19 protein-coding genes are annotated in these 24,995 nt (G+C 42.9%); 14 read left to right on the plus strand and 5 right to left on the minus strand.

Annotated elements, in window-relative coordinates; translation table 11 throughout:
- Window positions 1-317: 317 nt before the first annotated feature.
- The 4 genes from ltrA to KIH87_RS16870 all read left to right on the plus strand — a co-directional run bounded on the left by ltrA (window position 318) and on the right by KIH87_RS16870 (window position 4,005).
- On the plus strand, window positions 318-1,976 hold the full coding sequence (ltrA, locus tag KIH87_RS16855) for a group II intron reverse transcriptase/maturase (protein WP_232359022.1): 1,659 nt from the start codon (window positions 318-320) through the stop codon (window positions 1,974-1,976).
- 137 nt (window positions 1,977-2,113) lie between these two features.
- A complete protein-coding gene (locus KIH87_RS16860) occupies window positions 2,114-2,266 on the plus strand; it encodes a YegP family protein (RefSeq protein WP_232359023.1) in 153 nt (50 codons plus the stop codon).
- A 695-nt stretch (window positions 2,267-2,961) separates the two neighbouring features.
- On the plus strand, window positions 2,962-3,144 hold the full coding sequence (locus KIH87_RS16865; RefSeq protein ID WP_232359024.1) for a hypothetical protein: 183 nt from the start codon (window positions 2,962-2,964) through the stop codon (window positions 3,142-3,144).
- Between the two features lie 96 nt (window positions 3,145-3,240).
- Window positions 3,241-4,005 (plus strand): hypothetical protein, encoded by a 765-nt coding sequence (locus KIH87_RS16870; RefSeq protein ID WP_232359025.1) that lies wholly within the window; start codon window positions 3,241-3,243, stop codon window positions 4,003-4,005.
- A gap of 13 nt (window positions 4,006-4,018) precedes the next feature.
- Here KIH87_RS16870 and KIH87_RS16875 read toward each other — a convergent pair whose 3' ends face one another.
- Window positions 4,019-4,294 (minus strand): hypothetical protein, encoded by a 276-nt coding sequence (locus KIH87_RS16875; protein ID WP_232359026.1) that lies wholly within the window; start codon window positions 4,292-4,294, stop codon window positions 4,019-4,021.
- A 352-nt stretch (window positions 4,295-4,646) separates the two neighbouring features.
- Here KIH87_RS16875 and KIH87_RS16880 point away from each other — a divergent pair, with 352 nt between their 5' ends.
- The 4 genes from KIH87_RS16880 (at window position 4,647) to KIH87_RS16895 (ending at window position 11,872) form a co-directional block, all read left to right on the plus strand.
- Window positions 4,647-5,813: a DNA cytosine methyltransferase gene (locus KIH87_RS16880; protein ID WP_232359027.1), complete on the plus strand. Its 1,167-nt coding sequence runs from the start codon at window positions 4,647-4,649 to the stop codon at window positions 5,811-5,813.
- Window positions 5,806-6,588, plus strand: a complete 783-nt coding sequence (locus tag KIH87_RS16885) for a PmeII family type II restriction endonuclease (protein ID WP_232359028.1) — start codon at window positions 5,806-5,808, stop codon at window positions 6,586-6,588. The genes KIH87_RS16880 and KIH87_RS16885 overlap by 8 nt, the downstream gene beginning before the upstream one ends.
- Before the next feature lie 457 nt (window positions 6,589-7,045).
- A complete protein-coding gene (locus tag KIH87_RS16890) occupies window positions 7,046-9,172 on the plus strand; it encodes a sensor domain-containing protein (protein ID WP_232359029.1) in 2,127 nt (708 codons plus the stop codon).
- Between the two features lie 327 nt (window positions 9,173-9,499).
- The gene (locus tag KIH87_RS16895; protein ID WP_232359030.1) at window positions 9,500-11,872 is read left to right on the plus strand and encodes a putative bifunctional diguanylate cyclase/phosphodiesterase; all 2,373 of its coding nucleotides are present in this window, start codon (window positions 9,500-9,502) and stop codon (window positions 11,870-11,872) included.
- Between the two features lie 53 nt (window positions 11,873-11,925).
- Here KIH87_RS16895 and KIH87_RS16900 read toward each other — a convergent pair whose 3' ends face one another.
- Complete coding sequence (locus KIH87_RS16900) at window positions 11,926-13,116, minus strand: E22 family MetX-like putative esterase (protein ID WP_232359031.1); 1,191 nt, start codon at window positions 13,114-13,116, stop codon at window positions 11,926-11,928.
- Window positions 13,117-13,395: 279 nt separating this feature from the next.
- Here KIH87_RS16900 and KIH87_RS16905 point away from each other — a divergent pair, with 279 nt between their 5' ends.
- Window positions 13,396-13,791 (plus strand): hypothetical protein, encoded by a 396-nt coding sequence (locus KIH87_RS16905; protein WP_232359032.1) that lies wholly within the window; start codon window positions 13,396-13,398, stop codon window positions 13,789-13,791.
- 2 nt (window positions 13,792-13,793) lie between these two features.
- Here the strand turns inward: KIH87_RS16905 and KIH87_RS16910 are convergent, their stop codons facing one another.
- Window positions 13,794-14,546: a phosphatase gene (locus KIH87_RS16910; RefSeq protein ID WP_232359033.1), complete on the minus strand. Its 753-nt coding sequence runs from the start codon at window positions 14,544-14,546 to the stop codon at window positions 13,794-13,796.
- Window positions 14,547-14,798: 252 nt separating this feature from the next.
- Here KIH87_RS16910 and KIH87_RS16915 point away from each other — a divergent pair, with 252 nt between their 5' ends.
- The 4 genes from KIH87_RS16915 (at window position 14,799) to KIH87_RS16930 (ending at window position 20,187) form a co-directional block, all read left to right on the plus strand.
- A complete protein-coding gene (locus KIH87_RS16915) occupies window positions 14,799-16,241 on the plus strand; it encodes an AsmA family protein (protein WP_232359034.1) in 1,443 nt (480 codons plus the stop codon).
- Window positions 16,242-16,400: 159 nt separating this feature from the next.
- Window positions 16,401-17,966, plus strand: a complete 1,566-nt coding sequence (locus tag KIH87_RS16920) for a SulP family inorganic anion transporter (protein WP_232359035.1) — start codon at window positions 16,401-16,403, stop codon at window positions 17,964-17,966.
- A gap of 295 nt (window positions 17,967-18,261) precedes the next feature.
- Window positions 18,262-18,978, plus strand: coding sequence for a hypothetical protein (locus KIH87_RS16925; protein ID WP_232359036.1), 717 nt, complete (start codon window positions 18,262-18,264; stop codon window positions 18,976-18,978).
- 228 nt (window positions 18,979-19,206) lie between these two features.
- A complete protein-coding gene (locus KIH87_RS16930) occupies window positions 19,207-20,187 on the plus strand; it encodes a bifunctional helix-turn-helix transcriptional regulator/GNAT family N-acetyltransferase (RefSeq protein WP_232359037.1) in 981 nt (326 codons plus the stop codon).
- Between the two features lie 57 nt (window positions 20,188-20,244).
- Here KIH87_RS16930 and KIH87_RS16935 read toward each other — a convergent pair whose 3' ends face one another.
- Window positions 20,245-21,672 carry an aldehyde dehydrogenase family protein gene (locus KIH87_RS16935; protein WP_232359038.1) on the minus strand — a complete coding sequence of 476 codons (1,428 nt, stop codon included), beginning with the start codon at window positions 21,670-21,672 and terminating at the stop codon, window positions 20,245-20,247.
- 77 nt (window positions 21,673-21,749) lie between these two features.
- Entirely contained in the window at window positions 21,750-23,393 is a 1,644-nt protein-coding gene (locus KIH87_RS16940) for an acetolactate synthase large subunit (protein ID WP_232359039.1), read from the minus strand.
- A 630-nt stretch (window positions 23,394-24,023) separates the two neighbouring features.
- Between KIH87_RS16940 and KIH87_RS16945 the strand changes: the two genes are divergently transcribed.
- Entirely contained in the window at window positions 24,024-24,989 is a 966-nt protein-coding gene (locus KIH87_RS16945; protein ID WP_232359040.1) for a MipA/OmpV family protein, read from the plus strand.
- The last annotated feature ends 6 nt before the right edge of the window (window positions 24,990-24,995 follow it).

Consider the following 24,995-nt stretch of genomic DNA (forward strand, 5'->3'; position numbering starts at 1 on the left):
TGGAACTCGGTAAGCCCGACTATCCGCCCGACTTCTCTTTGAGAATGTCAGGCAGGTGAACCGTAAGGCAAACTGTTGGATAAGCGGGTAAAGGATATTGGAAAAAGCGAATGCCAGTTTGTAATGAGCTGGATAGGGATTCAAGCTTTGTCCCAACCGGAAACGGTGCAGACTTCCAATTGGTCTTTAATCGTGTGAAGACGTGTAAAGTCTTTATAAATGCGTTCATCCCGTGGGGAGAAATATCCATCCTCCTCACGGGAGTAGTAGATATTTCGTTCTCATGGCATGAACTTCTAATTTAGGAGAACAGCAAGATGAGTGCGACATTGTTAGTACCTGCGTTCCCACACAAACCGTCGAGTTGGCACAGTATTAACTGGGGTAAAACGCAACGGCAAGTGAGAGGACTACAAGTACGGATCGCGAAGGCGACTAAGGAACAACAATGGCGCAAAGTGAAAGCTTTGCAACGTATGTTGGTACGTTCGTTTGCAGCCAAAGCAATGGCGGTTAAACGAGTGACGGAGAACAGAGGTAAAGGAACGCCCGGTGTTGATGGGCAATTGTGGAGTACCCCTGAGTGCAAATGGAGGGCTATTTTTCGATTAACGCGAACAGGTTATAAACCCATGCCTTTACGGCGGGTTTATATTCCTAAAGCAAACGGCAAACGCCGTCCTTTAGGCATTCCGACTATGCTTGACAGATCGATGCAAGCTTTATACTTGCTCGCTTTAGAGCCTGTTTCGGAAACCACCGCAGATCGAAATAGTTACGGCTTTCGCCCAATGCGTGCTACTGCCGATGCAATCGAGCAATGCTTTGTTGCGTTAAGCAGGAAGAACTCGGCCAAATGGATCTTGGAAGGCGATATTAAAGGGTGCTTCGACAATATTAGCCACGACTGGTTACTTGCCAATATTCCATTGGATAAACAGGTACTCAGAAAATGGTTAAAGGCCGGATTCATGGAATCAGGTAATTTGCATCCGACAGATGCTGGTACACCTCAAGGTGGGATTATCTCACCTGTACTGGCAAACATGGCATTAGATGGTTTGGAATCGTTTCTGGAATCTCATTTTGGGAAAAAGAACACCAAAGCCAGCTATAAAACCAAAGTGAATTTTGTGCGATATGCTGACGACTTCATTATTACAGGTATCTCGAAAGAGTTATTGATTGATGAAGTCAAACCACTTGTTGAAGCCTTTATGGCTGACAGGGGTTTGCAGCTATCACCTGAGAAAACTTTAGTGACTCATGTGTCGGAAGGCTTTGACTTTCTTGGTCAGAATGTTCGCAGTTATAACGGCAAGCTGTTAATTAAGCCCAGCCGGAAAAACATGCGTAATTTACTGGCAAAAGTGAAAAGCATTATTTCAGGTAACAAAACGGTGACAGCCAGTTTATTGGTGAAACTGCTTAACCCTGTATTGCAGGGTTGGGCTAACTACCATAAACACGTTGTCGCCAAAGAAACCTTTAATTATGTGGATTATCGGGTTTGGAAAATGCTTTGGCAATGGTGCAAACGGAGACATTTAGGTCGGCGTAAACGATGGATTAAAACGAAATACTTTCATTCCATTGGCAACCGTAGCTGGGTGTTTTCCGGTGAACCAAAACCAGGAGTTAAAGCTTGGCTGGTTTATACCATGGACACGGAAATTAGGAGGCATATAAAGATCAAAGCAGAAGCTAATCCCTATCTGCCGGAATTTGAGATGTATTTTGAACAGCGCCTTGAGCGTTTGTGGAAATCCTCAATGAGTGGCAGAGAAAGGTTGCTCACGCTTTGGTTGAGACAAAAGAAACGCTGTGTTATTTGCAACCAACTGATTACCAAAGAAACAGGATGGCATATTCATCATATTGTGGAACGGGTAAACGGGGGTAGCGACAAACTCAGCAATCTGGTGTTATTGCATCCTAATTGTCATCGGCAAATTCACCATAGGACAATTATTTAATCTTTTTTTATTGAGTTTTCATAATTAGCCCATAATTACCAAAACAAGGTTATTGTAGGTTTTGCTGCACACTCTAATCAAGGTTATGGAAGGATTACTACCTTTCTATTTAATAATTTAAACTATAGGTATTTATCATGGATAAATGGGAATTTTACAAAGATGGTTCTAATCAATGGCGCTGGCGTCGTACAGCACCTAATGGACGCATTGTTGGAGCATCAAGTCAGGGTTATGTGAATAAGTCTGACTGTGAAGACAATGCAAGAAGAAACGGTTGGAACGGATAAGTCGCTGGTCTGTACTTAGGTACTGACTTATAAAGGCTTGAGCCGTATGCGGGGAAACTCGCACGTACGGTTCTTAGGGGAGGGACAGCCAGCAATGGTTGTTCCTTACCCGACAGCCATTCCATTAAATTCTAACCCTTTAAAATCAAGGGGTTACAAAACTCTGTAGACAGTAATGTAGACAGTAAAAAGGATGCAGTTGTAAACAATTGCATCCTTTTTTATGCCTGCTATTTACCCTCAAACCAAGCACACTCCCCCAATTCCTGCGAAGTCAGGAACCCATAAACACAAGAGCCTACAACAGCGTTTTTTATTCAAGATCTCAAGGCTATGGATTTCCATCTTCATGGGAATGACAAAAAGTGGGGGAATAACAGAGATTCAGCTCATGAAAAAACCTGAGATGAATTCACGTCGGCACGTCGGCACGTCGGCACGTCGGCACGTCGGCACGTAAAATGGTAGCGATACGGTCTCAAATTCCACCGTCATGCTGATGCATATCAGCATCTCTTGAAGGGCTTTGTCGCTACGAACTGGATGCCGCATCGTTGTGCGGCATGACAATGAAGTTTAAACCTATTTTCCGCATCCCTGATCACTTCGGTAACAAATTCAACCATAATCTTGCCATTTATTTATGCGAGGGTTAGTATTCTGACCTTCAGATCATTTATGAAGACTAGATTTGTATGAAAACGAAATTGAAATTAAGCGCCATTGTATTGTTTGCCTTAATGAGCACAGCACCTGCCCAAGCATCGGATTGGTTAAGCTGGTTTGGCCTTGAGTTAGGCAGCGGCACACCTGTAGTAAGCACAACTGGCGTTGGTGGTGGTGGCGGTAATCCCCCAGGTCCTATTGATCCCAATTAGTTGTAGTAATTAACGTTAATTGAATAAGTGCCGGAAGAAGTGGTAACTCTGGCGTTAAAACTGACTAAAAAATAAAAACACAAGGACTCTTTTTCAATGAGTTTATCAGTTATGGTAATCGTTTCGTTGCTATATATAGCATTGCTATTTTTAGCAACAATGTACAACCACTATAAAGGCCATAAAGACCTGTTTATTAGTAGTGTATTTGCACTACTTATGTATGCAGCTGGACATTTAGGCAATATGCTATGGCTATCCACTCTTTCTCCTGATGAATTATTAAAAACACACTATTTATACTTTGCAGCCATGCAAGCCATACTTGCGACGGGGTTATTCATAATCAATCGTCACAAACTACGAGTGATCATGTCTATTACCATCGCATTGTTAGTCGTTGAGGTATTACTGGGCTACGCAGTACATATTGATAGAAATGTGATTGCGCTTAACGGTGCAGAAGCCGCTAATATGTCCTTAGCTACCAGTTGGTTCTTGTGGGATATGAGAGATTACCTTTCACAATTCACAACCTTCACTGTTCTGCTTGCCCTAACCTTGCCCAAAATTTACCAGGTTAAAAACGACGATAACACGGTCAGCTTTAGCATACTTGAAGCGGTTGAGGCGTACCTGGAAAAGTTTAGCCCTGATTCAAAGCTGCGTAGAAAGGCACAAGCTTATTTATATTACAGTGCGCAAGGATTATGTGAAACCACAGGCTCAGAAGCCGATTTCGACCATTACGAAGTGGGAACCATGTTGCTAAACGAAGGCATTAAAAAGTGCTGTTACGAGCCTTGGCGAACCAAGCCGGTTGGTTTTTTCGGACGCATTGTTTATTGGTTGAGAAGCTAATAGCTTGAAGCACTCATTTAAATAAGTCTTCGTTATTAACATCCAAATCAAAAAGTCGGCGCAAGGGTACTTCGCCGACTTTTGTTTTTTCAGCCAGCAAGCGAAAGAAATTGTGGTTGTATTGCCCACGCTTAAGGTAAAACTCAAAGCGAGCAATACCGTTAAGCTCGACGTCTTGAGGATACATTTTTCGATAAAACTTACTGATATTGCCGTCATATTCGGTCATTAACAGGTAGCGTAAACGACGCTTCAAAATTTCATCGGTCGGTAAATCAAATTCAAACATAAAGATCTTGGCTTACTTAAGCTTCCAACGGTAACAAAACGCCACGATAGTAACACACATAAAGCGCGTTATTTTAAGCTCAATGACAATATTTCTGACCACAACTATTGGAAGCAATTTAAACCACCACTGTTCCCAATAACGAAAACCGCATGGTTTCACTTTTCTATACCCCAATGATACTTGAACCATGATGATTTTCTTAAAATTTTGCCTCTGAAATAAAGAGACTTTTTATGACAGCCCCTCTAAAAAGATTTAGACTTTACCCACAATAAGAGCACCTTCGAAGCTTTCATTGTGTCTATTAATTTTTAAACATCAGCTTGTAACTATAGAAGTCGTAATTCCGATGACAAATATAAGATCTCTATCTAACACCCCTGCCTATCCTTTAATCTCTTTATTTTCCGGAGGAATGGGGCTAGATATCGGGATGGAAGCAGCGGGGTTACATATTGCTGTGTCTCAGGATTTTGATAAATGGTGTGTCGAAACAATTAGAGCCAATAACCACAAAGCTATTGAAGGTGATATTAAAGAGCTCATCCAAAAAGATCCCTCTTGTGAATTCCTTTTAAAAGAAGCCCAAATTCGTGCTAATGATGTATTTGCAGTGATTGGAGGGCCTCCATGCCAAGCATTCTCTACAGCAGGGAGACGAAGGGGTGAACAAGACGAACGAGGCCAGTTATACCAGCAGTTCGTTCATGTTGTTACTTCTATTCGTCCTCGTTTCTTTGTAATGGAAAATGTTAAAGGATTAGCTTCCATGATGGTAAACAAAGGGACTAATTCCGAACGTCCTTTACTGGAAGTAATTCTTGAAGAGTTCAAACGGATTGGCTACCACACGGTACATGATGTGGTAGATGCCGTTCATTATGGAACCCCACAATTTCGCGAAAGGTTAATTATTATTGGCAGCAGGGACAATGAACCAATTTACATACCAATGCCTACCCATTTTCATTTTCACCAAAACCCGGAAATGAGGTGGCGAACGTTAAACGATGCATTGAAAGGATTAGATGACCCAGGCCCAAGCGGGAAACTTTCAGAGAGAATTCTCAAATATCTCAAGTTAGTCCCCGAAGGTGGAAACTGGAAATCACTTCCTCAGAATATCGTGGAGGAGGCTATGGGCGGCGCATATAAGTCAGGAGGGGGAAAAGTTGGATTTTTTAGGAGATTAAGCTTCAACGAACCTTCCCCAACGTTAGTCACAAGCCCATCTCAAAAAGCAACATTATTAGGGCACCCCAGGGAACTTAGGCCTTTGTCTGTAAGAGAGTATGCAAGGATACAAGGTTTTCCTGATAACTGGATTTTTAAAGGTTCCTTGGCAAACTGTTACAAACAGATTGGAAATGCTGTGCCGATCCCATTAGGGAAAGCTATAGGGGAAATGTTGCGTGCTGTCGCAATGGGTAACTCAAAAGTTTATTCCAAACGTATGAGAGGAACCTCTGTTCATAATAAATTGAAGAATTATCAAATAGGGAATTTTTATGATTAATCAAAACGACTTGGATAGCGAAATTAACAGGTTACTAGAAATACTTTATTCCAAACGCTTTTTAAAGCTTGAAGAAATTGACCTGAAAAGATTGCTAAAGAAAAACCCATATTTATTTAGAGCTATTGGCTTAAATGACTGCTCCGAACTTATAGAAGCTCAGCTTGACGCTTTCTTGTCCAGTTCGGATGAAACACTGTTTGGAAATGATTTTTTTGAGCCACTTGCTTTTTGGACAGCAAAAAATGCCGTTCTTGTAGATCAGACTGAACAGAGAAATGTTACTGTTGGAAGCGCTTCAGGTACTGACCTTGCAATCGAAACAGCAAGTGCTTATTTAGCTATCGCTGTAAAATCAGGTACCAATATTTTTAACTCTCAAAGCACTAAAGGGCAGTCAACGGAATTCTTAGAGTTAACATCCCGCTTGAGAAAGCTAGGAAAAGAGATTAGGCCAATCATTGGTTATGGGTATGGACGAAACAAAGCGGGAAAAAAATCAAAAACGGAAAAACATGCTGGTCAAGCGTTCTGGACACTGCTTTCAGGTGAGGAAAACTATTACCTTAGAATATCAGATTCTATTGGAAAATTTGCAGCCGAACACAGGCAACAATATATAGAGTCTTACAAAAAAACAAAGAACAGGCTCCTAAAGCAACTAGTATTAAATTTTGTAGACGATAATGGTGAGCTAAATTGGCACAAAATTGTTGAATACAATAGTGGCATTGTAAAGCCGAAAAAATTGCAAGAACCATCCAGTCTTGAATAAACTCCACCTATTGAGTGTAAAAATGCTTTGGGCGTACCAAGTTGAGTGGCTATGCCCAAAATGCATAGTCAACTGAGCAACTCAATAACGTTTCAATTAAAATTAACATTCCTTTTACAAATCAATTCTTTTCCACATCAAAGAAATCCTCATCATAAATTTAATCAAAGCCCTATTAAGTTGACTCACATCAATAAAAAGAAAGCTGAATACATTACTCTAGCTTGGCGTGAGCGCATCCTTTTATAGCCCGTTAGCGCAATTTATAGGCCATTTAATCACCCCTTTTTTCGGTATCGAACCAGCAATGAAGAGCCTTTGTGGCAAGCTGCTTACAGAGGGGGATTGCTTGACTGCTCCGACAAGTTACTTTTAATTGGGCCTTTAATTTACCTTTGATTAACCCTTAGTTACTATACTGTAAGCGCTTTCACTACACTAAATTAAGATATTCACAATGAATTCAAATGCCATATCTGGACAAGAATCGTTAGCTCGAATTGAAAACAATGAGTTACTGAATGAAATCAGTAAAATTTCAGGTACTGGTGGTTGGATATATGATGTTGAAACCAAAACCATGGAATGGACTGACGAAACTTACCATATCTACGGCATAGAAATTGGCAGCGATATCAATGTTGCAATAGGGATCAGCCATTATCCGGGAGAATATGGCAAGCAAATTGAGACCTGCTTTAACAATGCAATTGAGAAAGGAATTGAGTATCAGGAAGAACTTCGTTTTATCAACGCAAAGGGCGAAGCGAAATGGATAAGAACCACAGGAAAAGTTAAACGCAATAACGGCAAAATTACCCACATTTATGGTGCATTTGAGGATATTACGCGCGAAAAGGAACTCATTGCCCACGAACAAAATACCGCTCTGTACCTTGAAACGATCATCAATAATTTGAACGATGCCATTGTCACGGTCGATGAAGAAGGCACTATCCTGTCAGCAAATAGAACGGTTGAGCGCATATTCAAATGTCAGGCCGACAAACTGATTGGTCAGTCGGTTAACGTACTGATGCCGCAACCTTATGCGTCGTTGCATCACAAATACATGAAGAACTACCTCAAAGGAGGTAAAGCCAAGATCCTCGGAGTTGGCAGGGAATTACCCGCTAAGCGCTTTAACGGCGAAGAGTTTCCAATGGAGCTTTCACTTAGCGAAGTTAATCAGGGAGGTAAAAGCATCTTCATTGGCATTATTCGAGATATTACAGAACAAAAGGAAGCCAACGAAAAAATCTATCAGCTCGCCTACTTCGATCCTCTTACCCAATTGCCCAACCGACTATCCTTTGAAAAAGACCTCACAGACGTACTGATTCGAGCCAAATTAGCCCAGTACGACGTGTATTGTGGCATGTTAGATATTGACCGCTTCTCTCAGATTAATCTTATCTACGGTAAGCAATCTGGGGATTATGTTCTCAATATGATGGCAAGCCGTATTCAGGCCGAGTTACCTAAAACATTCCGCCTGTACCGTAACATGGCCGACTCATTTTTCTTGCTGAATCTGTTGCCTATTTCCAGCAAGGATGATTCTGGATTCGCAGAAATTGAGAGGGTAGAGAAGATTATTCAAAGCACTGTTTCAGATATCATTGCCATTAAAGCCAACTCTCAGAAAGTCACCTTAACCATAGGTTCTTTGTGTTTGCCATCGCATGATATTACCCATGAGAAACTCATCCAATTATTAGAATTCGCGTGCCATAAAGCAAAAATACAAGGTAAAGGCTGTCGGGTATCCTTACGTCAGGAAGAACAGGCGATATTTGAACGCCAAACCAAATTACGCCACTCCATTCTGAATGGCATTGCTAATGAGGAGTTTTTCATTGTTTTGCAACCTCAATTCACTGCATCGGGAGAACTGATCGCCTCAGAAGCGCTACTACGTTGGAAATCTTCTGAATTTGGCATGGTAAGCCCCGATGAGTTCATTGATATTGCAGAAAACAACGGTGATATCGTGTTATTGGGCGATTGGGTAATCAATGAAGTATGTAAAGTCATCCATCAGATGAATGAGGAATCCATTCCTTGTAAAGTCGCGATCAATATTAGCGGGAAGCAGGTGGTGCAACCGAATTTCTGCTCCCAACTTAAGCTTCGTTTAAATCAGTGGAATGTCGCGCCGAGCAGCATTGTACTGGAAATAACAGAAAGCACCTTGGTAAAAGATGTTGAGCTGGTTAGAGAACGCATGATCGATTTGTCCAATCAAGGGTTCCGCTTTTCCATTGATGACTTTGGCACAGGCTATTCCAGCCTGAGCTACCTTAAAGAGCTACCTATTCACGAATTAAAAATAGATCGATATTTTATTGAAGAAATCGAACACAACAACAATGAAATAGCCATTGTGAATACCATTATTGAAATGGCAAGAGCTCTTGGTGTTTATACGGTTGCAGAAGGCATAGAAACACCAGAACAATTGAAATATCTTGCGCAACGTGGGTGCAATTATTTTCAGGGTTTTATGCTGTCAAAACCCCTTCCCGTTGATAAGTGGAAAAAGCTGCTTAAACAAACAAAAACGACAAAAGAAACGGCTTAATTTAAGAGCGATTTGTCATTTATTTCCCTGAATACCGGGATAAAAATCAGACTATTATTATAGTTTTTAGTGGATTACGCATGCTGTATGTGCCCCCCCAAAATGACTCCAAAAAGGCTTGATTTCTCTCATTTATTCAGTAGGTTATTGAATAATCATTTTGACTTATTTAGTCAAAAATCATCCAAAAAAACAGACAAAGCATGTTACTATGCCAGAAGTGAATCGCCTAAAACCGGGAATTATCCCTACCTCAAGCTTGACACAAAAGGTGGATGGTGATTTTTTAATCCAAATGTCGATGCAATTTAAATGTGGAGACACTTTGTGCCACCAACAGAAACTATAAATAAAATCGTTGCGGCAACTGTCACATATCCACCGGAGCATATAAATGTTCTGGTTTCTTCACTATTGCAAAAGTTGCAATCGTCACTAAAGGCTGAGTATTCATTCATTGCATCTTTCGATTCCATTTCCCCAGAAACGTCTGGCAAGTCACAGGAATTGGCAACGGTAAGCACCCTGTGCTTCATCGATCATGGTGAGATTTGCGATAACCTGCAGCTACCTGTCACTCATTCACCTCTTGCTGAGTCGTTAAACAATAAAAACTGCCTGCTCAGCAATAAGGCTCAACAGTCCTACCCCGAAGCCCAATTTCTAAAAGACAAGCATATCTCGGCATATATTGGTGTTCCGCTGCGTAATGCCAGTGCAGAAATCATTGGTACGCTTGCGGTGATGTATCAGTCACCAATTCAATCAACCAGCAAAGCCATTTCTATATTACAGCGGTTTGGCAAGCAGATTTCCTTATTGCTTGCAAACATGGCAAGCAATGCAGACTGCGCGAAAACACCAGATACCGGCACTTCCACAGCATTACAAAACTGGACGGAAGAAGTGTACACAATGTTTGGGCTGAAAAAGGCTGACGAAACAGAATCACAGGATCAGCAACAAACATTTTCAGCAGAACCTCAATATCAGGTCATCCAATCAATTGAACAAACCCATGCCCGATACCTGGAAACCATCATTGACCATTTACATGATGCTGTTGTCACCGTGGATACCAGCGGCATCATCCTGTCAGCCAATCGCACGGCTGAGAAAATGTTCGAGTGCGAAATTTATGATTTGGTTGGCCACGATATTTCATCCTTGATGCCTGAACCCTATTCTTCACTGCATAAAAGTTACATGCAGCGCTATTTAACTCATGGCGAAAGCAATGTTATTGGCAAACCTCAAGAACTGCCCGCGCTGAGAAAATCAGGCAAAGAGTTTCCAATGGAAATCTCCATATCGGAGGTTGAGCAAGACGGTGAGCATTTCTTCATTGGTATCATTCGCGATATTACTGAACGCAAGGCTGCGAAAGATCAGATTTACCAACTGGCTTACTTCGACAGCCTGACCAAGCTGCCGAATCGCATTTCTTTTGAGCGCGACATTCTGGAAATTCTGACACGCTCGAAACTGGCTAACGCCAACATTTACTGTAGCATGCTGAATATTGACCGCTTCTCTCAGGTAAATCTCATCTATGGCAAGCTCACGGGTGATTATGTTCTGAAGAAAGTCACCCGACGTATTCAGGCAGTGCTAGACCGTCCTTTCAAGCTGTACAAGAATGTCGCTGACAGCTTTTTTCTGCTTTATCAGGCTCCTATCTCACCGCAAGATCAAACTATTACCCAAAAAATTCGCGCCTTGGAGCACGCCATTCAAGGCTCGGTATCATCTCAAATTTCCTTGAAGGGCAACTCTCAGAACCTGACTCTGGCCATTGGTTCTGTGCAGATATCGTCTAAAGATATTGATCACGATAAGTTTGTTCGGTTACTCGAATTTTCTCAATCAACAGCCAAGAAACGAGGGCTGAATAGCCGCTTCCGGCTTTGTGACGACGAAAGAAAAACCTTTGAACGGCAGACCACAATCAGCCATTCCATTGTCAAAGGCATGGAAAACAAAGAATTTAGCATTCAGCTCCAGCCTCAGTATTCAAAGACCGGCAAACTCATATCATCAGAAGCCCTATTACGCTGGAACTCACCGACTTTAGGAGCAATATCGCCAGCGGAGTTTATCCCTCTATCAGAAGACAATGGCGACATTATTATGCTGGGCGAATGGGTATTAAATGAGGTTTGCAAAACCATGCAACCCCTTATTAAACATACGCCTCACTTAAAAGTTGCAGTGAACATTAGTGGCAAACAGGTAATGCAACCCGATTTTTGCCGTCGCTTAAACGCTGCGCTTAGCAAGTGGAAGATATCACCGTCAAATCTGGTGTTGGAAATTACCGAAAGCACTTTGGTAAGAGATCTGGAACTGGTGCGAGATCGCATGAACAAGCTTGCATCTCAAGGCTTTCGCTTCTCCATTGATGATTTCGGCACTGGCTACTCAAGCCTGATCTATTTGCGTGAATTACCCATTGATGAACTTAAGATTGATCGCTATTTCATTGATGAAATCACGCCCGATAAACCAGAAGTACCTATTGTGAATACCATTATTGATATGGCAAAAGCGTTAGGAATAAGTATTGTGGCGGAAGGTATTGAGACGAAATACCAACTGGATTACCTCATTAACAAGGGCTGCCATTATTTTCAGGGGTTTTACCTATCGAACCCGCTCTCTCCGCCAGACTGGATCAAAGAACTGCAAGAACACGCGTAGCTCTTTCAAAACATAACCTGAGTCCAAACGATTAGAACTCAGGTTCATCCATATTAATCAGCCAAAAATGCTCTTAGTTTTTCCGCTTTTTGTTGAATTGAATAGACACCATCCAAATGCCCTTGAGTGCCTTGCAGCTCTGCATACTCACTTGCTTTATTCAATGCTCTCAACTCGTCATGAGCCTCTTTTGCCATGTAAGGCATCAAAAGCAAATCGCCAGAAGAGGGTAAGAACAGTGACTTGGCTTTGATCTTGGATAGCCCATTCTTCATATCGCCATCGTGACCAGTCACAAAAAGCTGACAAGCTCGAATCAAATACAATACATGGTTTGCATCCATGATCTCAGCACGGTTTCTGGCAACCCCCTGCAACCAATCAACCGCTTTATGATTAGCCAGAATATCCATCATTGGTGCTTCTTCCAGTGGGGAATGCTGTGCGTTCACCTGATTAATAAATTTGGGATGCAACGCTTGCTGGGTAATCACCATCAATGAACCAGCCAAGCCATCAAGAGGCGCATCGCCATCATAGTAATTACCTTTATTCCATTTAGGGTCTAACGTAATGGGAACCGCCCATTGATGCAAAGCTAAGGCAGTCCAGGCATCGGACTGACCCATGCCAATCACTGACACCATACGCGGTACGCGATCAGGATAAGCAGACGCCCAATCAATCGCTTGCAATGATCCCATTGAAGCGCCCACAACCGCGTGTAATTTGCCGATCCCCAAACTATCCAACAAGGCTTTTTGCACATTCACAAAATCGCGAATAGTCACCACAGGAAAGCTTAAACCATAAGGTTTACCGGTATCTGGATTGATAGAGGCTGGTCCGGTTGTGATAACGTTAGGATCATGCACGCCGGCATTCACTAAAGTATCAACACTCAGGACATAATACAGGTTGGTATCAATGGCTTTTCCGGGGCCAATAATCGCATCCCAATAACCCGCTTTAGCATCATCTTGATGATACTTGCCTGCTGCATGAGAGTTACCGGAGAAGTAGTGAGTAATAAGAATAGCGTTCGACTTATCCTGATTCAGTGAGCCATAGCTTTCCCAACCCACCTTCACGTCTTTAATCATCTTGCCGTTAAAGGTTTGAAAGTTGCTGATGGTGAAGCTCTTTTTTTCCACCAGCCCAACATCAGTGTTTATTTGATTGGCTTGATCCGCAAAAACATAGCCACTTAATACGAATAACCAGGCACATACTAATTTTTTCATTTTCATCATTTCCTGGACTAAACCACTACCAGACCTAAAAGCGGTATTATTGATTCAATTAAACTGCACGCCCATAGTACTTAAGTACTGTGGGTAAATCATGCTTGTGGATTAAAAGGTTTATTTTAGCCCGGTTTCGCCAGAATATTTACCGGCGAAGTGTGAAATTCCGACACATGCAATGGATTTTCGAGAAATCGATAGATTACGGTGCTACCTTTAAGGTAACGTGAGCGCCGGAAAGCTATCACATCAGTATCAGAGAGTTTTCGATCCATTATGTCGCAGATCGCCAGTTATCAAATTTGTTCCAGTAAAAACCTTATCCAAGTTCGTATTACAGGTACTTGGACTATCAGCATAGATCTAGCCTATTTATCTGAATTGTCTGAAACCATGTCAAAAGCACGCAATACACCATGGGCAATGGTAGTTGACATGAGGGGCTTCCTATTGCCTGAGGAACTGCTCGATTCAGAGAAAAAAATCACAGCCAATATTGATTTGGATAGACGAAATCAGCTCGCCGAATGCTGGATTGTTGACCACATAGAACAAAGTGAAAATCTGGAAGGCTTTATTACGGGTTCAGGTGTTCCCTTAAAAAAAGTATTCACCGAGCAAGAAGCCAGCCAATGGCTGGCTAGCTTTGGTGTTCACGTTCAGGCTTTATAAAGCTACAAAGTTTGTAACCAGTCACTTAATTCTTGCTCAACTTTTTTTCCGTGCTCTGATAAAAATCCAAGAAAGGTTTTGGCATCTCGGTTTATGACTCTTTCAATGGGAAACCCCACCTTTTCGGCTTTAGCGACGCAGTGAGTGACGTCTCCTACGTGATAGGCGATATGTGCGTCACTGGAAAACACCACTTTCCAATCCAATTTATCGACTAACTCCAATATTTGCAGGCAGAACTCTTCGCTGCCCAAACGGGAATGCGAGAATGAACTATTGTTAATTTCCACCAGCACATTGTTATCCCTCGCAGCTCGTACCACTTCTTCATAATCAAGAGGGTAATTCGGGTTTCCGGGGTGGCCTAAAATATGACAGGTTCCAGATTCGATAGTATTAATCATCGCCTTGGTATGAGTGGCTTTATCAACAGGCTCAAATACAGGCTCATGAAAACTGGCAATGACAAAATCCAGAAAAGGCTGCATTCGTTCCGATACATCCAATCCCCCCTCCATCGGCATAATGTTACCTTCTATACCTCGTAGCATGGCAACACCATCAACCACTCTTGGAATAATCTGCATATTGCCAAAATGCCAAGGATGTGGCGAATCGGGCATTTCTGGCGCATGGTCAGTAATGGAAAACATCTGCATGCCTTTCAATTTCGCTTGCGCAAAATAATCATGCACTGTGCTGTAGGCATGGGTACTGGCAACGGTATGTGAGTGTGTATCGACGAGGATTTTCATAGGACATTCTCCGAATTGGTGGCGGGGGTTAAATAATACGTGATGCCAAAGCGAAAACCTATTGCGATTTTGTTACTCAAGGCAGCTGAAACGTTATTTCATATAAACATTAAAAACATAATTCTGATCAATTATCTGCCCCTTGGAAATCACACTATTGGGGGATTTATGCTATTAATACACAGAGTTGTATTTGAGAAATTTTATTGACGCCTTTTACTGATACTTTTATTGCTATGTAGGGAGAAAGCCTTGTCTAAATCATCTGTTGTCAAAATTATTTTAGTATTACCCATCCTGTTTATTTTGGCCGTTCTTCTATTATGGGATCCAAATTGGTTCAAGCAGGACATTGAAGCTCAGCTAAAAACGGTTCCACATGTTGGGGTAAAGTTTGGCAATATCCATCATTCTCTGATGTCTCCCGGGGAATTATCTGTTCAGGATATCAAGCTGGATGGCGAGCTTGTACAAGGCAATATAAAAGCGCTACAGGTGATCACTCAGGTCAATCCTCTTTTATCTAAAGAAGTGATTGTGGATGACATTACTCTAAATTCACCTCAGCTCACCTTTGACATGGACAAAATTAATGCGTTAGCGAAAGCCAATGAGGGCAAAGAAAAACCCCAGCCTGAAACAAAAACGCAAATTGCTCTGCCTGTTACACAGGCCAGAATTCAGAATATTCATATCACCAACGCATCAATTAAAGATGTGTCTTCACAGCAACTGATTGATATCTCAGGACTAAACATTACCATCAGCAACGTGCAGTTAGTGTCAAATTCACAGATTTTAACACCTGAAAATATGCCTGATGTGAAGCTGGCTTTATCCAGTGACAGCAACAATGTCATGGGACAGGTTCTGGGTAAACTGACCATGGCATTGTCGGGCAATATCCACAAAATCAATTTACAACAGTTAAGCCTGGCAACAGAAAGCAGTAAGCTAAATCTGACTGGCCAATTTCTGGATGTGATGACAAATCCTCAAGCCAGTTTGAAGATTGCAGACAGCCAGCTGTCGCTTGCCGACTTTTCTCATTTTTTCAAAGACTTGCCCATTCAGCCCGTGGGTCAATTATCGTTGGCAGGCAGTTTGGATAACCTGATGGCAACCGCCGACACCCAGACGTTGTTAAAAAGCCTGAACGGCAATATTGATTTAGGTTTGGACAATGCCAAGCTGGAAGGGATTGATATTAATCAGGTTGTAAAAGCTATCAAGGAAAGCCGTGAAACCGATTTGAAAGATATTGGTGGTTTCTTAATTTCCGGCCCCATAGGCATTTTAGCGACACAATTGTTCGACCTTGGTTCGGGCTCGTTGGCAATGGAAGGCGAAACCAAAATCCCGCAATTACTGTTCAAGAGCCAAATCGATAAAGGTGTTCTGAATATGCAAGATACCGCCTTTGCCACAGACAAATATCGAATTGCGCTGGATGGCGGTATCGATATTGCGGCGCAAAAATTCAAAGATTTCACATTCTCGATTCTTGATTCAAAAGGCTGCGCCGATATCAAACAAACCCTAAATGGTGATATCAACTCCCCGAAAAGCGCCGTTGCAAACTCGTTGCTTGAAACTGTTATCAGCCCAATCAAAGGCTTGCTAGGCGGGGTATCCAAGAAGCTGAGTGACTGCAAACCAGTCTACGAGGGTGAGGTTAAACATCCTAAAAAGTAAGGGCAATTGCACATTTAACATTCTGTTAAAGGATCTCGACTATGATTACTGGTAGAATCTGCGCCCAATTTTGCCAGTGTTGTGTATAGCAAATCGCCAATTTTAACCATTGGCTGTACACGACTCTTGAATTTGAATCGCTAGTAGTCGGGGAACCAGATGTTTGATTTGATAACCAGCCGGGACAGCAACGTTAAGAATGACGTGCTTTCCGGTATCACAGTGGCTTTGGCATTAGTGCCAGAAGCCGTCGCTTTCGCCTTTGTTGCAGGCGTAGAACCTATGATTGGGTTGTACGCCGCCTTCATGATGGGCTTAATCACGTCTGCGATTGGTGGACGCCCAGGAATGATTTCCGGTGCAACTGGCGCGATGGCTGTGGTCATGGTTTCTCTGGTTGCCCTGCACGGCGTTCAGTATTTATTTGCCGCCGTCATTTTGGCAGGGGTTCTGCAAATACTGGCGGGGATTTTCAAGCTAGGAAAGTTTATTCGACTGGTTCCCTACCCCGTTATGCTGGGCTTTGTAAACGGCTTGGCGATCGTCATATTTCTCGCTCAACTTGGGCAATTCAAAATAGTTGATAACCTTGGCAACCATGTTTGGATGCAAGGCAGTATGCTTTACATCATGCTTGGATTCACAGCCTTAACCATGGCGATTATCTTTTTCCTTCCCAAATTAACGAAAGCGGTTCCTGCTTCACTCGTTGCCATTGTCACCGTAACCGCATTGGTGCATGGATTGGATTTGGAAGCTCGCACCGTTATTGATTTTGTTCGCGATATGGTTCCCGCAGAACAAAAGGCAACCGTAACGTTAGCAGGTGAGCTACCGTCATTTGCTATTCCAACTGTTCCATTCAACATGGAAACTCTGATGATAGTGCTGCCCACATCTATTATTTTGATGCTGGTTGGATTGATTGAATCATTGCTAACCATGTCTTTGATTGACGACATGACCGATACTCGCGGCAAAGGCAATCGTGAATGTATTGGTCAGGGTGTTGCCAATACCGTTAATGGCTTCTTTGGTGGTATGGGTGGCTGCGCCATGATTGGTCAAAGCATGATTAATATCAGCTCTGGTGGTCGTGGACGCCTGTCGGGGATCACCGCAGCATTAGTCCTGTTGGCTTTCATCCTGTTTGCCGCGCCTCTGATTGAAATGATCCCCCTTGCAGCATTGGTTGGCGTTATGTTTATGGTGGTCATTGGTACGTTTGAATGGGCAAGCTTCCGCATTATGCGTGGCGTTAACAAAGAAGATGCCATTGTACTTTTCTCTGTTACCGCGATCACAGTAGCCTTTGATCTGGCCATTGCTGTTGTGGTGGGTGTAATCATGTCTGCACTGGTGTTCGCTTGGAAACATGCCACTCACATTGCCATCAAATCTCATGTTGATAACGATGGCTGGAAAGTGTACGAATTAGACGGCCCACTGTTTTTCGGCTCAGTGCTGCATTTCAGAGATTTGTTTGATCCGCAAAATGACCCAGAACATGTGGTTATCGACTTTGCCAATTCCCGTATTTGGGACTCATCTGGACTAGATGCTATCGACGGATTAGCGGATAAATACCTGCAACAAGGCAAAAAACTGCATATTCGCCATATTAGTTCTGAATGCCGTGATTTACTGACTAAAGCGCAATCTTACGTTGAAATGAATGTTAACGAAGATCCTCGTTATCGTATCGCAACAGATAAATTAGCTTAAAAAAGCAATCCACACAGGCTCGACAGCTGCCTCCCGGCGGCTGTCACCCAACTAACCACTTTCTCCGTAACAACACTCATACAACAAAACAGATTATTTAATTAACAATCGATTGCAATAACATCAAAACTGGTAAATTATATTACCTGAATATACCCGGGATTACTCACTGTTCTTTGTAGGAGTGTTGTAGTATCGATGTAATGCCTGTCGAAGTGAAGTCTGGCAAAACCAAGCAATTTAGCTATGCACAGTGGGAAGTCCTGTTCTTAAATCAGCAGATGAGAGGGCAGTTATGTTAAGTAATAAAATATTAAACGTATTATCCAAAGCATTGCTCGTAACTTTATTCTGCGTATTGAGTGGAACCAGTTTTGCAGCCGCCAAACGCACAATAACCTTCACCAACAATACCGGCCAGGATGCTAACGACCTGCATATTGAATTTAAGCAGGCAGCAACGAACACAGATTCTGGCGCATTTGGTAATGTGCAAGGCGACAGCACCAGCAAGCATGATTATGACGGTGGCGCTGTGGCTAATGGTGCAAGTACCACATTGAAATTTTCAACCACATCAAGCCGTCTGACCATTAACCGTTGGTGGTGGACACTCGATGGTCAGCGAATCGGTAGTATTCAAAGTGAACAAGCATTTGCTTCGGCTCATATCGAGCAAGAAAACGCTAAACCGGGTGATCTGATTACTGTGGCAATTTCTGTCTTTGCCAAAGTATTTGAAGCGTTAGACATCGTGGTGAACTGGACGCTGACCAATCCACAAGGCGACGTTATTGCTGCAGGCTCACAGCCAATGCATGCTCCGCCAGGGCATCAAGTTGACATGCAAGTGTGGACTGGTCCTGTCGATGAAATAGGTATTTATCATCTGCAATATGATGCCATTGCCGCTTCTGGTGAAGTTTCAATTGGTGAAGGCGACTTGGTTGTCGACGAAGGCATGCGCCCAATAGCAGTCGATGAAGATGAAGCTCAACCGGTGCAGTTTTAGAGGCGATTAATGGGTAAAGACCAATAAAGTTTACTGCTATTTAATTTTTTATATGCATACCTAAAGAGCTCTACGGAGCTCTTTATATCTTCTTCAATTCCCCTGTAAAACGTTATTTCTTATACCGAGTTCAGGTTAACTATTTTAATTTTGCCATTTGATTTTACGTAACCACTTACGTATATTATTTCCAATAATCATCTTGTATCTATTCTGAAGTGATAACATATGAAGACTATTGAAGAATTAGGCGCTATGTTTCTGGGTACTCGCCTCAAGCGATTGAGCGACACTCTCTATGATGAGATAGACAACATCTACTCCACGCTCAATATCAATCTGAAATCTCGCTGGACTGCCGTATTATTTCTTCTGCATGAAAATGGCGATTCTGGTGTTACCCAAATTGCTGAGCATATGGGGCTGACCCATCCTGCCATTAGCCAAATGAGCCGCAAACTTCTGGATGCAGGATACATAGAGAGCAAAGCAGACGATCAAGATGAAAGGCGCCGACTGTTAGGACTAACCGATGCAGGTAAACAGTTAACTCAACAACTCACACCCATTTGGGAGCATATGCGTGTCTGCCTGAATGATCGAATTGCAGCCTGCCAGGATGATTTACTCAACGCCATATCTAACCTTGAGCAGCAACAGATAAAGCTTCCGTTATCGGAACAAATACTGCAACTCACTCAGTTACAGGATGCCAGTCAAGTAGAGATCATCCCTTATTCCAAGGAATATGCGAAAGACTTCAAACGCTTGAATATTGAATGGCTTGAGAAATACTTCTATGTAGAAGAAATTGACGATCTGGTGTTATCCAAACCGAAAAAGTACATCCTTAACAAAGACGGACAAATATTCTTTGCTCGCTATAACGATGAAATTGTGGGGACATGTGCCTTGTTGAAGTCTGACTATACGGGCTTGTCGCAAGACGCGAGCAAGAAAAACTGCTTCGAGCTAACCAAAATGGCAGTTACCGAGAAGTATCAAGGTTTGAAGATAGGCCGTAAATTAATGGAAGCGGTCATTGACGCTTTCCATAAAAGTGGCGGCGATCTGCTCTTTCTTGAGTCCAATAGTCGCTTAAAACCCGCGCTGCATTTGTACGAGTCGATGGGATTTGTGCATAAACCCAAGCTGGATAATTCACATTACCAACGCGCTGATGTGTATATGGAATATGTGGGTAAATAACCAGTGTCTCCTCAGCCGCCTGGCTGCGACTGAGGAGCTGCTCACAACTACCGTTACTTAAGGCGTACGCAAGACCATTAAACGCAGTTCTGTCATATCTTCCATCGCGAAGCGGATACCTTCTCTTCCCAAGCCGGATTCCTTAACGCCACCATAAGGCATGTTGTCAACACGCCAGCTAGGCACATCACCAATAACAACGCCGCCCACTTCCAACTCATCCCATGCTTTATGGGCTTTATAGATATCGCGAGTGAAAATACCAGCCTGCAAGCCAAACTGACTGTTGTTCACTTCAACAAGCGCTTGGTCGAAATCACTGAAAGAACTGATGATAGACACTGGCCCAAAGGCTTCTTCAGCATTCACTTCGGCGTTTTCTGGCACATTTTCCAATACTGTCGCGCTTAACATTGCGCCATCTCTGTCTCCGCCACACAATAACGTTGCGCCAGCAGCAACGGCATTATGAATCCAGCCATGCAATCGTTCCGCTTCTGATTCGGAAATCATAGGGCCAATGAAAGTATCTTCGCTGAGCGGATCGCCATGTACCAAACCCGCCACCTTTTCCACGTAACGGGTTTTGAATTCAGCGTACAGCTTTTCATGCACCAGAATACGTTGAACACTGATACAACTTTGTCCGGACTGATAATAAGCACCAAAGATAATGCGCTGGATCGCGTCATCCAGATCCGCATCTTCATCCACTACGCAGGCAGCATTACCACCTAACTCTAAAATCACCGGCTTCTTGCCCGCTTTGGCTTTCAAATCCCAGCCGACTCCGGGCGAGCCCGTAAAGCTGAGCAATTTGAATCTGTCATCTGTGGTAAACAAATCAGCGCCATCACGGCTGCAAGGCAAGATAGAGAAAGCCCCTTCAGGTAAATCGGTTTCAGCCAGAATTTCACCCATAATCAACGCACCAAGCGGCGTTCGACTTGCAGGTTTTAATACAAACGGACAACCCACCGCCAGTGCTGGAGCCACCTTGTGAGCAGCCAAATTCAATGGAAAATTAAACGGCGAAATAAAAGAGCAAGGGCCAATAGGCACGCGCTTATACATACCGGAATAACCTTTTGCTCGTGGCGTGATTTCAAGATTCATCACTTCTCCACCCATGCGAACCGATTCTTCAGCCGCAATGCGAAAAGTGTCGATTAAACGAGTGACTTCTCCGCGAGCATCTTTAATGGGCTTACCCGCTTCAATGCACAAGGAGTAAGCCAGTTCTTCAAAACGTTCCTGAAAACGCTTAATGCAGTAATTCAAAATGTCCTGACGTTGATAAGCCGGCATTTTGCGCATGGCTTCCTGGCTTTCAACGGCAGCTGCAATCGCTTGGTCAATCACTTCCGCATTGGCTAAGGCAACGTGAGTGGCAACATCACCGGTATATTTATTGGTTACCGGTAAAGATTTGTTGGCGAACACAGGTTTGTTCGCCAGATAATAAGGATAGGCTTCTGCCAACATGAAAGATCTCCTTTTTTAAAATTTGGGCTTCTTTCTCAAGCTCTTTTCTCAAACTCTTTTCTTAAATAAATTTCTTCTTACTGCAGCTCTCGGCTACGCTCGCGAATGGTCGAATTTAACGTCTCATCGTTCAGACTATAGTCCACAGGCACATCGATAACATGCACTCCCGGTTCATTCAAACATGCCTGGACTTTTGGCAACAATTCCTCGGCGGATTCAATACGCCACCCATTTGCCCCATAGCTCTGTGCATACTTCACAAAATCAGGGTTGCCATAGTCCAAACCAAAATTGGGGAAATCCATATTGGCCTGTTTCCATTTGATCATACCGTAGGCATCGTCACGCAGAATGACAACAACAATATGCAAATTCAAACGCACCGCGGTTTCCAGCTCCTGGCTGTTCATCATGAAGCCACCGTCACCACACACGGTCAGTACAGGCTTATGCGGATACACCATTTTCGCGGCCATCGCAGAAGGCAAGCCAGCTCCCATAGTCGCCAAGGCGTTATCCAGCAATAGTGTGTTTGGAAAGGCTGCCGGGTAATTACGTGCAAACCAGATCTTATAAACACCATTGTCCAGCGTAACAATGCCGTCTTTCGGCATTGCTCGACGAATATCTTTCACGAAACGCTCTGGCAATATAGGAAAACGTGAATCATCTTCCGATTCTTTACGGTGTTGCAAATAAGCCGAATGCGCTTTACTGAAGAATTGAAAATCCCAGTGAGCCTGTGAATGAATGGCTTCTTTCATTTGCCAAATGCTGTTAGCGATATCGCCAACCACTTCCAGTTGAGGAAAATACACAGGATCAACCGATGCCGACGCAAAGTTCACATGGATCACCTTGGCGCTGTCTGCATTCATAAAGAAAGGCGGTTTTTCAACAACGTCATGACCCACATTAATGATCAAATCGGCAGCTTTTAAAACGCGATGAACAAAGTCACCATCCGACAGCGCCGTATTGCCCATAAACAATTCATGAGTTTCATCCAATACACCTTTGCCCATTTGTGTTGTCACAAAAGGAATACCGGTTTTTGCCACAAATTCCGTTAACATTTTGCTGGTTAACTTGCGGTTCGCCCCTGCACCAATCACTAACACAGGCGAACGCGCCTGCTCGATCATTTCTACCGCTTTATTAATCGCTTTATATTCAGCGAGTGGACGGCGCACGGTACTTGCCGGGATCAACGGCATACTTGTATGTTCTGCGGCAATATCTTCTGGCAATTCAATGTGTACAGCGCCCGGTCTTTCTTCTTGCGCAACCCGAAACGCTTCTCGCACAACGGAAGGAATACGATCTCCACTAACCACCTGTGTTGTGTATTTGGTGATGGGGCGCATCATATCGACGACGTTAATCACCTGAAAGCGACCTTGCTTGCTGGTTTTAATGGGCTTTTGACCAGTAATCATCAACATGGGCATGGCGCCAAGCTGAGCATAGGCTGCAGGCGTCACCAGATTGGTAGCGCCAGGCCCCAAAGTAGAGAGACACACGCCCACTTTTCCGGTTAAACGACCATATGTCGCAGCCATAAACCCTGCACCTTGCTCATGGCGCGTGAGTACCAGTTTGATGGATGAATGACGTAATGATTCCAGTAAATCCAGATTTTCTTCTCCGGGAATACCAAACACATATTCCACACCTTCGGCTTCAAGTGCTTTAACAAATAAATCAGATGCTTTCATTGCGACTCCCTTGAAAATGAATTGATGCTATAAGAGCAAACGGATGTTCTAACGATTGAGTTCCTTAAATAGTGGCGTGTTTCGTTGAGAAATAAAGTTTGAAAAAACGATTGTAAATATCAATAAATTGGAAATAAGTCAGATATGGTTAAAAAAAGAGCACGTCCGTTGTGCAAATGAATTTCCAGATGAGATATCAAGTGTCAAACATCAAGCGTTGTAAATAACCTCAACTCAAGATAAGAAAAGAGGTTAAGTAGGAAATCAGTCGGCCTAAATCAGTTGCGTTCACATATCTAAACGGGCTAATTTTCATACCTTTACATCCTAAAGACTAAATCGATATAAATGGTTGATCTGGATCAGTTGATACATGAGCAGGAAGCTCTAAATATCGAATAACCTCCAGTAAACCAACACTATCCGTAAAGAAATATTTACCAACATCATTAAGGCGGCTGAACCCCGGCATTCATAGTAGGTATAGGTAAAAATATATTCCGATCCAATCTGTGTAGATTTGTGTTTATTTGTAATCTGCTACTGAGTACAAGCAATGAATCTGATAGTATTAGAAACTGAATCAGTCCTTGTATTTCTCGTTCAACTTTAATCAGGATATAAAAGACCTTGTTACTTACCCTTTCAAATAAGTCGGTGAATACAGCATTTCTTGCTCTGCTGACACTGTTTACACACTATGGTGCAATGGCACAGGATAGTGCAGAGGCAGTTGAATCAGGGAAAAACTGTGACAATACAGGCTGTATTGAGGTTGATTCCTGGCACTTGGCAGTTGCTTTGGGAGTAGGAGCGAAAATAAACCCTCTGGTAAATGGCGATGATTTACCTTTAGTCATACTTCCCGATATCGCTTACTACGGCGAAAACTGGTATTGGGATAACGCCGAAGTGGGTTATCAATGGAATGCTTCATCAAACTGGAATATCGAATCTTTTGTCAGTGTTAATACTGAAAAAGCCCTGTTTACTTTTTGGCATCCAGGCAATCTTCTTCTGGCTGGATCATTCTCATCCATTACGGCTAAGCCAGTAGGTGATGATGAAGGTGGCGACACAGGCAATACACTTCTTCCCCCCACTAGTCGAGTGAGCAATTCTGCTTCTTCTGAAGAAAAGGTATCTGTCGATGATGTTGCTCATAGAGACTGGGCATTGGATGGCGGATTTAGATTTCACTATTCATCAGAAAATAGTGAGTGGGCACTTACTTTAGCCACAGATGTCAGCAGTGTTTATAATGGTCAATGGTTAAAATTCGATTATTCAAACAAATTCGACTGGCAAGGTTGGCAAATACAACCTACCTTATCAGTAGAATGGAAAAGTAGAGAGTTAACAAACTACTACTATGGCTTGGATGCTGATGATAATTTGCCAGGCGCTTCGTTGTATGAGGCCAAGGCAGGTTGGCAGCCTGCAATTAAACTGATGGCGATGAAGCCAATCAATGACCAATGGACTTGGTTAGTGATGGCTGGATATCAGTATTTGCATGGGGGAATGCGACGCAGCCCGATCGTTAATAAGAAAAGCATAATTACTGCGTTTGCTGGAGTTTCATATCGCTTCTAGGAAGTT

The sequence above is a fragment of the Paraneptunicella aestuarii genome, assembly GCF_019900845.1.
In the GTDB taxonomy this organism is placed as follows: Bacteria; Pseudomonadota; Gammaproteobacteria; order Enterobacterales; family Alteromonadaceae; genus Paraneptunicella; species Paraneptunicella aestuarii.

Excerpts from the sequence above, each read along its gene's own strand:
- KIH87_RS16865 (WP_232359024.1), top strand. The coding sequence starts at position 2,962 with ATGAAAACGAAATTGAAATTAAGCGCCATTGTATTGTTTGCCTTAATG.
- KIH87_RS16940 (WP_232359039.1), bottom strand. The coding sequence starts at position 23,393 with ATGAAAGCATCTGATTTATTTGTTAAAGCACTTGAAGCCGAAGGTGTG.
- KIH87_RS16860 (WP_232359023.1), top strand. The coding sequence starts at position 2,114 with ATGGATAAATGGGAATTTTACAAAGATGGTTCTAATCAATGGCGCTGG.
- KIH87_RS16880 (WP_232359027.1), top strand. The coding sequence starts at position 4,647 with ATGACAAATATAAGATCTCTATCTAACACCCCTGCCTATCCTTTAATC.
- KIH87_RS16905 (WP_232359032.1), top strand. The coding sequence starts at position 13,396 with ATGTCGCAGATCGCCAGTTATCAAATTTGTTCCAGTAAAAACCTTATC.
- KIH87_RS16910 (WP_232359033.1), bottom strand. The coding sequence starts at position 14,546 with ATGAAAATCCTCGTCGATACACACTCACATACCGTTGCCAGTACCCAT.
- KIH87_RS16875 (WP_232359026.1), bottom strand. The coding sequence starts at position 4,294 with ATGTTTGAATTTGATTTACCGACCGATGAAATTTTGAAGCGTCGTTTA.
- KIH87_RS16885 (WP_232359028.1), top strand. The coding sequence starts at position 5,806 with ATGATTAATCAAAACGACTTGGATAGCGAAATTAACAGGTTACTAGAA.
- KIH87_RS16930 (WP_232359037.1), top strand. The coding sequence starts at position 19,207 with ATGAAGACTATTGAAGAATTAGGCGCTATGTTTCTGGGTACTCGCCTC.
- ltrA (WP_232359022.1), top strand. The coding sequence starts at position 318 with ATGAGTGCGACATTGTTAGTACCTGCGTTCCCACACAAACCGTCGAGT.
- KIH87_RS16900 (WP_232359031.1), bottom strand. The coding sequence starts at position 13,116 with ATGAAAAAATTAGTATGTGCCTGGTTATTCGTATTAAGTGGCTATGTT.
- KIH87_RS16920 (WP_232359035.1), top strand. The coding sequence starts at position 16,401 with ATGTTTGATTTGATAACCAGCCGGGACAGCAACGTTAAGAATGACGTG.
- KIH87_RS16870 (WP_232359025.1), top strand. The coding sequence starts at position 3,241 with ATGAGTTTATCAGTTATGGTAATCGTTTCGTTGCTATATATAGCATTG.
- KIH87_RS16935 (WP_232359038.1), bottom strand. The coding sequence starts at position 21,672 with ATGTTGGCAGAAGCCTATCCTTATTATCTGGCGAACAAACCTGTGTTC.
- KIH87_RS16925 (WP_232359036.1), top strand. The coding sequence starts at position 18,262 with ATGTTAAGTAATAAAATATTAAACGTATTATCCAAAGCATTGCTCGTA.
- KIH87_RS16890 (WP_232359029.1), top strand. The coding sequence starts at position 7,046 with ATGAATTCAAATGCCATATCTGGACAAGAATCGTTAGCTCGAATTGAA.